The organism is Rhodococcus sp. IEGM 27, from assembly GCF_033142305.1.
In the GTDB taxonomy this organism is placed as follows: domain Bacteria; phylum Actinomycetota; class Actinomycetes; order Mycobacteriales; family Mycobacteriaceae; genus Rhodococcus_F; species Rhodococcus_F oxybenzonivorans.
The window spans coordinates 19,474-32,910 of the sequence record NZ_JAWLSG010000021.1 but is presented as its reverse complement, the minus strand read 5'-3'; the positions used below and the strand labels follow the sequence as shown (position 1 = coordinate 32,910).

Below are 13,437 nucleotides of genomic sequence, written 5' to 3'. Positions count from 1 at the left end.
CGGGCACGGTAGGTCAGGCCACCTCGATACCGAATAGGCTGAGTAGCCAGTTACCGACGCCGGTCGCGGCGCTCTCACTGCTTGCCAGGGAAAAGAAGGCGATACCGACGAGTGACAGCCCGCCGACCGTGAAGACCTTCGAGAGCTTGCCTTGCGCACCGCCCATCAGGACCACACACGCGATCAAGATCAGGATCGTGAAAACGATGTTGTCACCGATCCACGAGCGCAGCGTGTCGGTATCGACTTCGGTGTTCTGGGCGAGCATGTCGATACCCGGGGTGGTGGTGATCGCAAGATCGACGACTGCGGACGAAAGGGACATAAGCACTCTCCATCGCTGAGATTTGGTGCACCTGAATGTGGATGCGCACGACCGTAAGTCGATTTCGCTTTTCATCTCAACGGGGTGCCCCGCGGGGGTCGGGCCATCGGTGCAGGTGAACGGGGGCGATGCGGCATCGGGAATGCCGTTTCCGATGGGCGCGCAGTGGCGGCGCGGACGACTTCGACCTCGATGGGCAGCCGGTAATCAGGCTCGCGTGAGCGGATTCCCCGCGCGGTGTTTCGCACGATGGGGGCGGCCCGTGTGTCGTTGCGGTGATCAGGACCCTATGGGGCACAGGGTTGGAGACTCGCGTATAGGCGCCACGGAGCGTCGAGGCTATGGGTACGCACCGAGGCTTTTCACAAGCGCGAGGTCGGGCGGTCCGCGTACGCGGTGCAGGCGGCGTCGGAGGCCGAACCGAGACGGGCAGTCCGCAGCGAGCGGATCCAGCGTTGGTGAGCCGGTGCGCGGAGAGAGCGCTCTGATGCGCGGTGAAAACGGCGCCGGATTCGGCGTAAGATTTCGGCAGTGGATTCGAGCGCTCGAAAAAGCGCCTCCCGCGCCCACCCCCTCCGGGGGCCACTCCCCCCCGGCGTTCCTTGGGGGGGAGTGTAATCCAGAATTGCGCTCAGCGCCAACGTTATTCGGAACGCCCATGTGGAACGCTATGAGCGGTGCCAGAACTACTGCCGTCGGCGAGCGCGCACCGCTACGCATGTCCACGCGTTCCGCAGCGCTCACAACACCTCTCGATCGAGCTGGCACAACCGCCCGCAGAGGCGCGCGGCGAAGCGCTCGAAAGAGCGCTCGAAAGAGCGCTCGAAAGAGCGCTCGCACGAGCGCTGAAGACCGCGCCTCACACTGTGCCAGTAGAGCGCTCGGGGAAAGCTCCGATGAGCGTTCGACCTAGCGTGTCGATCAGCGGCGACCGAGCGCCCAGGCAAGAGCGTTGACGGGCCGATGCAACCACCGTTCACGCAAGGGTGAGAGCTCCCGTCAAGGGCGAGTGGAATGCGTTGAGGATCCGATTCGGCGATCCGACCTGGAGATTCGGCGCGAGAACGATGTTCGTCGCGCCGCCGTGGTGCGCCACATGAGGGGGACACCCCGTTGAGGAAAATCGCGGGTTTCTGTCACTGTGCTCAAAGACGCCTCCCGGAGGGTGTCCAGGTCGAAACGATCGAAAGGTGCAGGCGGTGAGCGGAAATCACGACCCACTCAAAGACTGGTTGGTCGCGACGTGGCGCGAGACCTTCGGCGATTCCGGCGACGGTCGCGGCAACCAGGTCGGCGAGGACGGCCAGCCGACGCGCATCCGCCGGTTCACCCCGCTCTCGCCGATCGCCGTCGTCGCCGCGGGTGTTGCTGTGTACTCCCAGCGCCTGATGTCGGCTACCGCCGCCAACGAGACGGTCGTCGAGATGCTGACGAAGCTGCACGGCTACCGGGTGCTGCTCGTCGTCGCGGCTGTCGCTCTCGTCATCGTCGACGTCTTGCGCCACCGCGTGCACAAGTGGTCGCAGATGCTCGAATCGGTGGTCCGACAGGCTATCGGGCACCTGCCGAAGGCGATCGCCGTGCCGTTCCCGTCCGGATGGCGTGTGATCCGACGCGCGACGATCAAACTGCACCGTGGCACCGTCATCCGGCCCAAGCAGTTCGAGGAGTTGTCCCGAGCGATCGATACTGCGTTTCCCAGCAGTGAAAAATGGGAGGTCAAGGTACGCCACGAAGCCCACCGCGACCGCATCATCATCGCCCGGGAGGCCATCGAGCCGGATACCCGCTCCTACCGTCAGAAGGTCCTCCAGACGGCGCTCGACGACGCCTCGATCTTCAAGGACCCGAAGGTCACCGTCGACACTGTCGACGAAGCCGGTATCGAGACCGGCTACCGGATCGCGTTCGAGAAGTCGATGAACGCGGGCGCCAACGGTTTCCAGCTCAAGGTCGAGGAAGCCCTCGCCTCCCTGGCAGGGCAGCACGAGTCCGGCCGTAACTGGACTATCGACTGGTATCCAGACAAGGGCTACCTGGTGATGCGTCTGGTGACCGCGATGCCCCCTCGGGTCGACCATCCGCTCGAATTGGTCGACGAGAACTTGCGGCACCTGCCGTATGCGACCGGTACCGCGGACCGAATCATGTACTGGGACGTCTCCACCAGTTCCAACAAACCGCACTGCCTGATCGTCGGTCCCACCGGGGGTGGCAAGACGTCGGTGATCCGTACCCTGCTCACCGAAGCGGCCCGCCGGGGAATCCCGTTCGTCGGCGTCGATCCGAAGATGATCGAACTCGACGGACTCGAGGGTTACCCCGGCTGCGGCGCGATCATCTACGACGCACTGCGCGCGGCGATGTTCGTGCGCGCACTGCATGCCGAGCTGATGGCCCGCAACGCCTACATCCATCAGATGAAAATCGAGGGCTCGCAGCTACCACTGATGATCGCGGTCCTCGACGAGTTCTTCATTCTCTCCGGCAAGTGGCAGCGGTTGGCCAAGACCGGCGACGACGAGACCCGCGCACTGCTCAAAGAACTCGACCCTCTCGGTGCGTGGGCCGACCTCGCTGTTCTCGCCCGCTCAGCCGGCATCCGGCTGTTGCTCGGTGTGCAGCGTCCCGACGCCAGCCTGTTCGGTGGCGCCTCCGGCAACGCGCGGGACAACTTCGGTACCCGCATCAGCCTTGGCAATTTGTCGCAGGATGGCGCGCTGATGATGTGGGGCGACTCGACCGTCGGTCGCGAGGTCGACACTTCCGTCAAGGGTCGCGGCATCGCGCTCGGCGACGACGGCATTCCCGTCGACGCGCAGATGTGGTGGACCCCCAACGTCGACCGCCACCCCAACAAGTGGAACCAGCTCGCCCAGAGCGAGAAGGCGATCATCGACGGCCTCATGCCCGCCGAGGCCCCGCAGTTCACCTGCTACTCGCAGGATCTGGCCTCGTTCATCGAATCCGAGCGCGCCCTCGCGAAGCGGGCACGGAGAAACGGCAGTGCTCCCGAGCCGATCGTCATCGGCACGACCGCCACCGACGGCGACCGGGCGGCCACGGCACCGATGGTGGACGTCGCGCCCACCGACGATGACGACTTCTCAGACGTCATTCCGGCCTCCGCAGTCGAGGCCGGAATGACCGTCCTCGTCGACGACGACAACGGCGAGCTCGTCGCGGTCACCGTCGACTCAGTCGATGTTCGCCGCGGCACCAGGGGTGAGGTCATCGAAACCGTCCTGACCGTCGGCACGGGCCGCGTGAAGACCCGCATCACCTACGACGCCACCGGCGTCGTCGTCCTCCCAGAACCCGACCTCGTCGGAGCGCCTGTATGACCACTCGAGGTAACGCCAAGTTTCCTCGAGGGCACCTCCCGAGACTGACCCCCAGCTACACCAACACCATCGCTGAAAGGGAACACCCATGAGCCGCCGTATCTCCCAGTCGATCACCCCGACGACCGAGGACGTGGCCGCGCTGCGCGGTCCGTTCGTTGCCAAGGGTGCGAACGACCCTGTCATCAAGTCGCTGCGGGAATACTTCAAGAGTTCGGTCCCCGCGTGGCTGGCGAAGCTCAGCGAGGAGCAGGAGCTGACCCGCGACCGGCTCGCAGAGATTCGAGCCGCCTCGTCGAAGCGCCGCGTCGTTATCGAGGCGCTGCCCGAGGGAAGCGCCCGCGAGAAGGCCCTTGCCGAGCTGGAGACGGCCGAGGCCGTTGTCGACGACATGGACAACGCGCTGTCCGGAGCCAGCGCCTTCGGGGTCAGCTAGAGATGACGCCGACTGTCGATGTCGAGATCACCTCCAAGACCACCGCCCGCGCCACCCTTGCGGACGCCAACGTGCCTCCAATGAATCTGGAGGCGCACGAAAGCAAGACCCTCTCCACGGTGGTGCACGAGTTTTTGCACAATATGGCGCAGGCTCAGGGCGTTGATGTCGAGGTGGTCTACCGGACAGCCAAGGACACTCGGTTTCTGACCGTCGGCCCGGACGGGAAGGCAGAGGAGCGTGCTCCGAGCATGCCCCTGTCGATCATCACCGAGGCCGCACCTGGACCGGTTGTGGAGTCTGTCTCCACGCCTAGGGGTGGGCCGGTGGTGGTGGCGGCCGAACAGATGGCCTACGAGGCTGCCCCGCAACCCGTCGATGCCTCTTCACCTTCCCGGGTCGGGCAGCGGCCGACCGGGCCGGTCACAGACCCGATCAAGGGTCCACTGGATGTGCGCCCGCCGCTCTCCGCGCCGCACGTAACCCTCGACGACTCACCCGACGTGGTTTCGCCCGCCCGCAAAGGACTGCGCGGCACCCTCAACACGCTCGGTTTCAAGCTCCCACCGAAATCGGGATCCTCCGAGGAACGCGCACGCCGCACCGCCGCTGTGACCGGTCGGTATATCGCTACCATCGGCCGGCAGGTGCACGCCGACGCGACGATTGCTGTACTCAACCCCAAAGGAGGCGTTGGAAAGACACCGCTGTTGCTCGGCATCGCCGACACCCTCGCGATGTACCGGCCGGCGACCTCGATCGTCGCCTTCGACGTCAGCGACTCCGGCGGCGGCCTCGCTGACCGGGCCGCAGTCGGCGCCGACCACGGACCCGACGTATGGGATGTCCTCGAACACGCCGAAGAGCTGACAGCCCCCGGAGTGCGGGCCAGCGCGCTGGGAAGGTTCACGATCCGACAGCCCACCGGCGTCGAGATCGTGCCCGGCTACCGGCGGATCGCTGCCGCGGCTATCGACCGCCACGCCTGCGAGACCCTCGCCTCGGTCCTGCGCCGACACCGACAGATGCTGCTCGTCGATACCGGCAACAACACAAACTCCTCGGCATGGCAGTGGGCCACCGAAGCCGATGTCGTCGTCATTCCTGTCCCCCTGCGCGGCACGATTCCCGGCACGGTCGCCGAGATGATCGATGACTTGGCGGGTGTGGCACCAGAAGTTCTCGACCGAGTGCTGATGCTGATCACCGAAGGGCCCGACGATGACCCGGAAACCGAATTCGACGACGTGGAGACCTTCATCAGGGGCGGCATCGCGCCGGACAGGTTCGTGCGCATTCCCTACGACAGGCTGCTGCACAGCGGCCGCATCAACTACCCGCAACTCCAGCCGAAGACCCGAACAGCGCTGATCGCCGCCGCCGCGAAGGTCGTCGAGCTGCTGAGCACCATCGACCCCACCACCGAGGGACTGATCGACACCACCGAATTGCACTCGATCGCCCGCCCACAGCCCATCACCCGTATCCGCTCGTAATCCTTCGCTCACGTCGGTCTTTCGAGCACCACAGAACAGGAGCAACACCATGCCCGTCACCAACCGCGCCACCCGCCGCCATGGCCGGCACCGCCGCCAGAGCGCCACCCAGGCCGCGACCGTGCTCGCGGTGATCACCGCCGCCCTCGCCTCCGGTCTCACCCTCACCCCGTCCGCGGTCGCAGAACCGATCCAGGGCGGCGTCACCGGCGACAGCAACCAGGAAGGGGTCACCGGCGGTGACACCCAGACTGGAACCACCACCCCGATGCCTGCACCCGAGCCCGCATACGTGCCTGAGACCCCGGCGGAACCGGTGTACTGGGTTGATCCGCCCGCCGAATACCAGAACATCGAGTACCAGCCCCTCCCGAACTATGACTACGAGACCAACGCGTATGTGACGCCGGAGGACTACTACGTTGCGCCGGTGCAGTGGGAGCAGTTGCACCTTCCGACGCCGGTGGAGCCGACGAAGCCGTTCATCGCGCCCCGGGACACCCTTCGTCTGGGTGAGCTGCACATCAAGCAGCCGAACTGGGTGTCCGACATGGACCGGGACCGTACGAACAACACGATGGCGGTGGTGCAGGCAGGGGTCTCGACGGGTTGGCGGTCGATCGGTGTGGAAACCTCGCGGGCCGACCGGATCGCCGCCGCGCAGGTCGGTGCCGGAGCAGCCGGAGCAGCGCTCGGTGCCCTCACCGCAGGCGGGGCGGCGGCCACCGCAGGCGCTCTGGTCGGTGGCACCATCGGCGGCATCGCCGGGATGACCGCGGGAACCGTCTTCCTCCCCGGAATCGGGTGGGTGCCCGCCGGGATCGTCGGCACCGCCGCAGGGGCGGGTATCGGTGCCGCAGCAGCGGGTATCCCCGCCGCCGCTGCCGGCGCCCTGGTCGGCGGCGGAATCGCGGTGGCCACGGTGACACCTCTCGCTGCCGGCGACAAGGGTGAACCGAAGGAGATCGACGTCCCGGACATCGACTCCGAAGCCGTGACCGCTCAGACCGAGACGGTCCTCACGGACTGGGAGAACTCCGGCCCGATCGGGCAGGCCGCCGCCTCGGCCGTGCAGGACACCGTCGAGGCCGCGCCCGCGATCGACCACCAGGCCCGCGACTTCGTCGCTGCGCAGCCCGGCGGGCAGCAGATCATCGAGCAGGTCGAGGGCACCCTGAACTCGTTCTTCAACGACGCCACGCCCGGCCTGGCCGCAAACCTGTTGTCGGGCGCCATCGGCGGCGGCATTCCAACCGCGAACTGAAACCACGAAGGCGGGTGCACAACCATGAAGAAGCCGACCATCGGCCGATCGACGCCGCGACATCCCGCGGTACTCGACCTTCTCGGTAGCCCATCCACCGTCGACCATCCGCCGGGCGCCCGCACCATGGCGCCCGGCGGCCCGGCCACACCACCGCCCCCACCCCGGTCTCCTCTACCGTCCCCGCGCGGTCGCCGCCTTGGAAAGAACGCGGTGGCCGGCTTTGCAGCGGTCGCCGCCGTGGTGGCCGGCGGGGTGGCCATCAGCCACCTGCGTAGCGGAGACAGTGAAACTGCCTCTCCGGCGGCCACAACCGCCGCCGTTGCAGTTAACGAGAACGGGTTACCCATCCTCAACTTGCCCGAACCCGAGCAGACCGACAGGACATCCGCGTCGGACGGGGATTGCCGGGCAGACCGCGGTGATCAGAAGAGCGGCGCAGGCGTGATCGCAGCCTTCAACCATGCGTACTACAGCCAGCGCAACGGTGAAGCAGCCCGCGCCCTCGCCACCCACACCTCATCGGTGCTGCCCGGTCCCGACCTGCAGAAGGTCATCGACGCGGTCCCGATCGGCACCAACTATTGCCTCCGCACCGTCGAACTGTCCTACGGGGTCTACCTGGTCGATCTGTCCGTGATGCTGCCCGCCCAGCCGGCCAAACGCGGCACCCAGACCGTCACTACCCAGGAAGTCGACGGCAAATGGTACGTCGACGTCTTCAACTGAGCATCGCCCCGAAAGGACCTCAACGAAATTGATGCCCGTGTCCTGCACACGGCCGCGATCTGCGGCCACCATCGCAGCATTGTCCTGGTTCGCTCTCGCAGCACTGACCGCCTGCGGTGACGACGACGGTCGCGCGGCCGCGGCGGTCACCGCCTCGATCAGCGGGTCAGTCGTCACCAACGAAAGTACCGACCTGGGCAGCATCGTCATCGGATGGGGCGAGACCCACTCGGATACCGAGATCACCACACCCCGACCCGACGAGGTTTCCGCTCGCTGCTACGGCCGTGGAGAACAGCTCGCCATGGACATCACGACCCCCCACGGCTGGAAGATCCACGCACGCCACGGGTCCCAGATACTCACGATCGAGAATACCGACCAAGACCTCGCCCCCGCCGACGTCGATACCACCAACAAGTACCGGGGCGCCCTGCAGGCCGTGGATTGGACCCAGCCCCACCACGTCGACATCGCCGCCACCATCGACGCCCCGCAGGACTGGAACCGGGCAGATCAGCAACGTCGCATCTACTTGTCCCTGCACGTCAACTGCAACGAGTAACGAAAGACGCTATGAGCATGCACAACATCCGAGTGAAGACTTCGGCCACTGGGTAGACCACAACTTCAAAACCCCAATGCCGCAAACAATTCAGCTCGACAGGGACACGCAGGCAGCATGACCGACACCATCACGGTCACCGTCCGCGACCGCACTGTCGAACCCGATTGGGGAAGCGGAATCCTGCGGGTATGCACCCGCGAGGTCGAGATCTCCACCAGCTGCGCGCGCTGTGGCGGCCGCCGGGGGATCCCGATGAGGATGGCATCAACTACTGGGTCGACACCTGGGGCGTGGGGCATGGTCGCCTTCACGCAGATGTAGCTGGCTGACAGCCTCCCTGAACAACTCGAGTTCTGATGACCATGCGGCGGACCGCGATCGAGTCCAGCTGCTGTGGGAACGAGGCCTTGCAAACCTCGAGAGCCGGGGTGTCCGACCGTGATGATCTGATAACGCTGTTGTGTTTCACCGACTGACAAGAGGGGGAGTTTTCGTGGGACTGTTCAGATCGATCCGACGCAGTGCGAGGATCACCGACCCGTCGTTGCCCACTGGGGCGATCGACGTGCGCGCCGATCTACCGACTCTCACAGCCGCGGTGGCCACGGCCGCCGCGGCGAACGAGGAACGGGACCGGAGAATCCGCATCGGCGTTGAACAATCTGGTTGGGAGGGTTGCCCGACAGTCGAGGAGATCGCTGACGCGACTGGGCTGAGCGCGGGGGAGTTGCGCGAGATCGCCGCTGGGCCGCCGCACCCGGCGGTGCTGCGGCGGGCAGTGAGCGAGGTCGATGAGCCGCTGCCATGGGACGACCATCGGGGGGATCGTGTTCTGGCGCTCGCCGACGTCGCCCCGCAGGCACAGTGGTGGGAGTCGGAGTACGCGTTTTTCCAGGACAATCCGCGGCGGCGGCACCGCTTCTATTCGATCCAGCCGGATGTGTACGACGTTGATCCCGCCCAATCGTGGGAAGTTCTTTACGCCGGCACCGGTGAGGTCTACGCGCGGGAGCTGATCACCCGGTCCCTGCACGAAATCCAGGTCCAGTCGAGGGATGAGCCGCCGGCACCGGAGGGGTGGACCATGCGTGACGGGGCGCTCAATGGTCGTTGCGTCCTGCTGGGACGTCTTCCTAGCTTGGAGCTGGTGCGCGACACGCTCAATGATCCGGCCGCTGTTGTCGCGCGCCGCCGCGGCGGCCTGGCCTGGGTGTACGGGCGGATCAACCTCACCAACCGCATCCTGCGAGCCGGATTCCGGCTGAGCGGCGGTTTCGGTGACTACGGCGACCCCGCCGGTGGATTCGAGCGAGCGTGGCGATACCTGGACGGGATCTTCCCGGAGTCGCCGCTGCTGCCACCGTCACGGCGCTCTGTCGCCAGCGAGGACAAATAACCCGGCATCCTCCGGAGGCGCGCTGCCGCGCGAGAGTCTGTCGTAGGCACCCTCTATGGTGATGGCCGCGACGAGCAACAGGTCGCCCACACACCGAATAAGACCGATGACCCAGTCACGGTCCTGATCTGCGGGGTTCCTCGCGGATTGGTCGGCGTAGGGGCGGCCTGTTGCTCTTCGTAATGCTTTCGCGGCGGCGGTGATCCGATCACTGACGAAGAGAGGCGTGCACCCGGGAGTCCGGCAATCGTACAATCGCCGGACTACAAGGCGGCTACGACCGGTCCAGACCTACTTCGCAGGCGGGGTCTACCACCGATCTTCTGCGGTCGCGCCCCTCGCAAGGGGTATCAGCACCGTTTCCCAGCATGCCCGGATGCCGTCATATGGGGCGGTCCTTTTTGCACGCCGTCGGTGCTGTCTGGTTTGTAGCGAAAGAACGGTCCGGGATGCGCTGGACCGTCCGGATGGCGCCGTGAACTGGGGCGCAAGGCCGCTGGTGAGCATTGAGGGATTGCGCGTATCGAACCTATGTTCGACTACACTGTCGGGTAAATCAGATCGGGTTCAGGGATGTGCGAAGGCGGCGAGTATGAGCGAACTGCCCATTGCGCCCACCTCCAACGGGCTCACCAAAGCGGAGAAACTCGAACAGCTGCGGCGAAAGATGGCGGCGATCCCTGCTCGATCTGAGGGCACTGAACCGGCCGTGCCCGCAGTGATGCTCCGGTCCGTCGACGAACCGGCGCCCATTGTGGCCACCGCTCAGACCACGCTGCGAACGCTTCCCGTGCCCTCTCCGATCGCGGAACTTCTTCCGCGTGGAGGACTCGCCCGCGGCACCGTTGCAATCGTCGACGGAACGACGTCGGTGCTGGTCGGTCTACTCGCATCGGTCACGGCGGCTGGCTCACACGCGGCCGTGATCAGAATGCCGGATCTGAGTCTGCTCGCCGCTGTCGAGCAAGGCGCGGACCTCTCCAAGATTGCGCTGGTGCCCGAGCCGCAGGACTCTGCTGTCGAGGTCGCGGCGATTCTTCTCGATAGCGTTGACCTTGTGATTCTCGGGCTTTCGGGCGCGGTCGTGACGCCCTCGAGGGCGCGGGCGGTGGTGGCGAGAGCACGGTCGAAGGGCGCCGTCTTGCTGGTGACCGAAGGGCGCTGGGACGGGGTGGATCTGCGGATCGAGTCCCGCGTCGCCGGATACTCAGGTCTCGGCGAGAGGCACGGCCGCGTCACTGGGATACAACTCGACGTCGCGGCCGCCGGCAAAGGATTCCAACGGCGCACACGGCGTATGGAGATCCGCGGAGACTCCGGGTCGGTGGCCTGGCGAACGGTCCCCGAGGTCCAGGCCACCGACCACGGCCCACTGCGAGCTGCGCTGTGATGAACACCGACGGCTGGACCGAACGCTGGCCCGAACACCCGGTCATCAGGACATTCGACCCGCCGCGGGCAGTCCAGGTGGACATCAGCAAGGCGTTGCCGCTCGGGCGTGGCGGAGCAGCGCGCGCCGACTACGTCAGCATGAGGGTGAAGAGCTCATCGGTCTACTTGTCGGGTATGCGGCCAGCGCTTCAAACGCATTGGTTTCAAATCCACGACTCGCAGTGGTTGGCGGCGATCACCGTGTATGTCACCGACGCCGCGGGTATGAACAGCCTCGAGCTCGACATGATCGTCACTGCCGACGCCATCAGCGAACCGCCCTCCGCTTAGTGGGCGGAGGTGTGTCGCCATCTCTGTGAACCAGTGACGCTGTATATGATCTGGAGGTTTGGGCTGGTGCCCGATAGCGCTTCCCGGCACCCTGAGAGTTCACTCGTGACGCAAAGAAAGCGCACCTCATCGTGAGTGAGCCACATACTCAGGCAGCGCTTGAGACGCTCTACCTCAGATACGCGACGATTCATCGAACTGAGCACGACAGCCTCGAAACAAGCAGTGATGCAGCGGTCCGTGCCCGACCTATCTGGACTACGCGAGTGCTACTCGACGATCATCAATCAGCGTAAGACGCTGACAGAGATTGTTCGTGAGCACCTGGCGCAGGTTCCACCACTAGCCCAAAATGACGCCACCGAGGACCGCCAGCGCTGAGAAAGAAGGCAGGCCGTCTATTGCGTGTGGGCTTATCTCAGGGCGTGTCTGACCCGTTCGCGGATGATCCGGTCAGTCAGGCGGTACACCGCCCGCTCGTCGGGGATACCAACCTTCGTGGCGGCATCGCGGGCCACGATGAACGCCCGGACCTCCGCGTTCCCTTGCCTGCGATCTCGGTACAGGAACCGGTGGCGTGCCTCTGCGAGGTCCTCGAGCACCGCCCATTGGAAACGGTCGAGGCTGCTGGCGATCTCATCGATGCGCGATCGCTCCAATTGGCGGGTGCGCCACCGGTCAGCCAGATCCGATCCCCCGAGCAGTACACCGAAGATCATGGCGCAGACAGCAGTGATCATTTCGCACCCCTTCGTACGACCGCGGGCTTCTTCGGTTGATTGGTGACCGCGACCAGGGCGCCGGTCGCAACGATCGCGACAACGACGGCCAGCAGCAGGGGCAGCGAGACCTCGGCCGCGGTCACCGCCCCGACAGCCGCGGCCGCGAAGACGAGCACCGCAAACAGCCACAGGGCGCGGGCCGCCACTGCCTGACGTTTGATCTGGGCGGCTGAGCCGCCGACGACCAGCAGGGCGCCGAGCCAGAGGGTCCAGGTGGTCATGGGTGTCGCGGGTCCTTCCGACGTTCGACGAATCTCGTTGGACAGGGTGTCATGCCGGCGGTGGTCGAGCAGGCCGGCGGGTGGGGATGAACGAGCCGCATTCTCAGGCTTCAACCGTAGAAGGTCGCCCGAGCTGCGCAAATGGGCGCACAATCGGCCCATGCGGCTGATCTCGCCGATGTTGGCCACCCCGGGTAAGCCACCGGAGCAAATGGACGGTGCCTGGGCCGCGGAAATGAAGTACGACGGGTTCCGCCTCTTAGCTGCGGTCGGCGGCGACGAGCATCCGGTGTTGTGGACCCGCAACCTCAACGTCGTCACCTCCTCGTACCCGGAGGTGACCGAGGCACTGGCCGGCGTGTTCGGCGGTCGTGGCCGCATCGTCTTGGACGGCGAGATCGTGGCCCTTGCCCAGGGGCGGCCGTCGTTCGCGCGCCTGCAGAAGCGGGCGAACACCCTGCGCCCGACCACCGCCCTGCGGCGGCAGGTGCCAGTCACCTACCTTCCGTTCGACGTTCTCCAGCTCGACGGCGACGATCTGATGGACGCCCCGTACCTGGACCGCCGCGCCGCTCTCACCGACCTCGGCCACGAGCTACACGGCGCCGGCCTGCCCATCCAGATCCCACCGCACTGGGTTTCCGTGGAGAGCGCTGTCATTCTGGAGGCCGCTCGAAATTCGTCTATGGAAGGTGCGCTTTTCAAGAGGGTGTCGTCGACCTACCAGCCCGGCCAGCGCGCCCGGTCGTGACGGAAAGTGCTTCTGCGCACCAGAAGCTCTGTGCTGGTGATCGGCTGGATCCCTGGAGGCGGTGCGCAGCGCAACATGGTCGGCTCCCTCGTCCTCGGCGCCTACGATGACCAGGGTATTCTTCGCTACGTGGGCAATGTTGGGACCGGATTCACGATGGCCGTCCGCCGCCAGCTGTGGGTAGAGCTGGCCACTTTCGAACGCCGCACCAGCCCGCTCGGCACCGATGCCACAGCCGCGGAGGAGCACGGGATCGTGCGCTGGGTCGAACCGGTGATCGTCGTGGACGTCGACTATCGCGAATACCTCCCCGGCGGGCTCCGGCATCCCAGCTTCAAAGGGCAACGAGGAGATCTCGATCCGGGGTCGATCACCCGGGATTCCCTGTGATGGAACGTATCCG

13 protein-coding genes and 1 pseudogene are annotated in these 13,437 nt (G+C 65.7%); 11 read left to right on the top strand and 3 right to left on the bottom strand.

The features are described 5' to 3' along the window. Nucleotides 1-13 precede the first annotated feature (13 nt). On the bottom strand, nucleotides 14-325 hold the full coding sequence (locus R4P95_RS32570; RefSeq protein WP_317747510.1) for a hypothetical protein: 312 nt from the start codon (nucleotides 323-325) through the stop codon (nucleotides 14-16). Between the two features lie 1,199 nt (nucleotides 326-1,524). Between R4P95_RS32570 and R4P95_RS32565 the strand changes: the two genes are divergently transcribed. The 10 genes from R4P95_RS32565 to R4P95_RS32520 all read left to right on the top strand — a co-directional run bounded on the left by R4P95_RS32565 (nucleotide 1,525) and on the right by R4P95_RS32520 (nucleotide 11,280). Continuing rightward, entirely contained in the window at nucleotides 1,525-3,669 is a 2,145-nt protein-coding gene (locus tag R4P95_RS32565; RefSeq protein WP_317747511.1) for a type IV secretory system conjugative DNA transfer family protein, read from the top strand. Nucleotides 3,670-3,757: 88 nt separating this feature from the next. After that, on the top strand, nucleotides 3,758-4,105 hold the full coding sequence (locus R4P95_RS32560) for a hypothetical protein (RefSeq protein WP_317747512.1): 348 nt from the start codon (nucleotides 3,758-3,760) through the stop codon (nucleotides 4,103-4,105). 2 nt (nucleotides 4,106-4,107) lie between these two features. Then, the gene (locus tag R4P95_RS32555; protein ID WP_317747513.1) at nucleotides 4,108-5,601 is read left to right on the top strand and encodes a hypothetical protein; all 1,494 of its coding nucleotides are present in this window, start codon (nucleotides 4,108-4,110) and stop codon (nucleotides 5,599-5,601) included. Nucleotides 5,602-5,650: 49 nt separating this feature from the next. Continuing rightward, nucleotides 5,651-6,865: an insoluble domain protein gene (locus tag R4P95_RS32550; RefSeq protein ID WP_317747514.1), complete on the top strand. Its 1,215-nt coding sequence runs from the start codon at nucleotides 5,651-5,653 to the stop codon at nucleotides 6,863-6,865. Nucleotides 6,866-6,889: 24 nt separating this feature from the next. Next, complete coding sequence (locus R4P95_RS32545; RefSeq protein WP_317747515.1) at nucleotides 6,890-7,594, top strand: hypothetical protein; 705 nt, start codon at nucleotides 6,890-6,892, stop codon at nucleotides 7,592-7,594. A 79-nt stretch (nucleotides 7,595-7,673) separates the two neighbouring features. Beyond that, entirely contained in the window at nucleotides 7,674-8,159 is a 486-nt protein-coding gene (locus tag R4P95_RS32540) for a hypothetical protein (protein WP_317747516.1), read from the top strand. A gap of 117 nt (nucleotides 8,160-8,276) precedes the next feature. Continuing rightward, the gene (locus R4P95_RS32535; protein WP_317747517.1) at nucleotides 8,277-8,483 is read left to right on the top strand and encodes a hypothetical protein; all 207 of its coding nucleotides are present in this window, start codon (nucleotides 8,277-8,279) and stop codon (nucleotides 8,481-8,483) included. Between the two features lie 172 nt (nucleotides 8,484-8,655). Next, nucleotides 8,656-9,558 carry a hypothetical protein gene (locus R4P95_RS32530; RefSeq protein ID WP_317747518.1) on the top strand — a complete coding sequence of 301 codons (903 nt, stop codon included), beginning with the start codon at nucleotides 8,656-8,658 and terminating at the stop codon, nucleotides 9,556-9,558. A 592-nt stretch (nucleotides 9,559-10,150) separates the two neighbouring features. Further along, nucleotides 10,151-10,948 carry a hypothetical protein gene (locus tag R4P95_RS32525; RefSeq protein ID WP_317747519.1) on the top strand — a complete coding sequence of 266 codons (798 nt, stop codon included), beginning with the start codon at nucleotides 10,151-10,153 and terminating at the stop codon, nucleotides 10,946-10,948. After that, a complete protein-coding gene (locus R4P95_RS32520; protein ID WP_317747520.1) occupies nucleotides 10,948-11,280 on the top strand; it encodes a hypothetical protein in 333 nt (110 codons plus the stop codon). The genes R4P95_RS32525 and R4P95_RS32520 overlap by 1 nt, the downstream gene beginning before the upstream one ends. A gap of 413 nt (nucleotides 11,281-11,693) precedes the next feature. On the opposite strand, the gene R4P95_RS32515 is transcribed toward R4P95_RS32520, so the two are convergent. Both R4P95_RS32515 and R4P95_RS32510 read right to left on the bottom strand, forming a co-directional pair. Then, nucleotides 11,694-12,020, bottom strand: a complete 327-nt coding sequence (locus R4P95_RS32515; protein ID WP_317747521.1) for a hypothetical protein — start codon at nucleotides 12,018-12,020, stop codon at nucleotides 11,694-11,696. Continuing rightward, complete coding sequence (locus R4P95_RS32510) at nucleotides 12,017-12,283, bottom strand: hypothetical protein (RefSeq protein ID WP_317747522.1); 267 nt, start codon at nucleotides 12,281-12,283, stop codon at nucleotides 12,017-12,019. The genes R4P95_RS32515 and R4P95_RS32510 overlap by 4 nt, the downstream gene beginning before the upstream one ends. A gap of 160 nt (nucleotides 12,284-12,443) precedes the next feature. On the opposite strand from R4P95_RS32510, the pseudogene R4P95_RS32505 reads away from it, so the two are divergent. Beyond that, nucleotides 12,444-13,424: pseudogene (locus tag R4P95_RS32505) on the top strand (ATP-dependent DNA ligase). Nucleotides 13,425-13,437: the final 13 nt, after the last annotated feature.

Excerpts from the sequence above, each read along its gene's own strand:
- R4P95_RS32570 (WP_317747510.1), bottom strand. The coding sequence starts at position 325 with ATGTCCCTTTCGTCCGCAGTCGTCGATCTTGCGATCACCACCACCCCG.
- R4P95_RS32525 (WP_317747519.1), top strand. The coding sequence starts at position 10,151 with ATGAGCGAACTGCCCATTGCGCCCACCTCCAACGGGCTCACCAAAGCG.
- R4P95_RS32550 (WP_317747514.1), top strand. The coding sequence starts at position 5,651 with ATGCCCGTCACCAACCGCGCCACCCGCCGCCATGGCCGGCACCGCCGC.
- R4P95_RS32545 (WP_317747515.1), top strand. The coding sequence starts at position 6,890 with ATGAAGAAGCCGACCATCGGCCGATCGACGCCGCGACATCCCGCGGTA.
- R4P95_RS32555 (WP_317747513.1), top strand. The coding sequence starts at position 4,108 with ATGACGCCGACTGTCGATGTCGAGATCACCTCCAAGACCACCGCCCGC.
- R4P95_RS32510 (WP_317747522.1), bottom strand. The coding sequence starts at position 12,283 with ATGACCACCTGGACCCTCTGGCTCGGCGCCCTGCTGGTCGTCGGCGGC.
- R4P95_RS32535 (WP_317747517.1), top strand. The coding sequence starts at position 8,277 with ATGACCGACACCATCACGGTCACCGTCCGCGACCGCACTGTCGAACCC.
- R4P95_RS32515 (WP_317747521.1), bottom strand. The coding sequence starts at position 12,020 with ATGATCACTGCTGTCTGCGCCATGATCTTCGGTGTACTGCTCGGGGGA.
- R4P95_RS32520 (WP_317747520.1), top strand. The coding sequence starts at position 10,948 with ATGAACACCGACGGCTGGACCGAACGCTGGCCCGAACACCCGGTCATC.
- R4P95_RS32560 (WP_317747512.1), top strand. The coding sequence starts at position 3,758 with ATGAGCCGCCGTATCTCCCAGTCGATCACCCCGACGACCGAGGACGTG.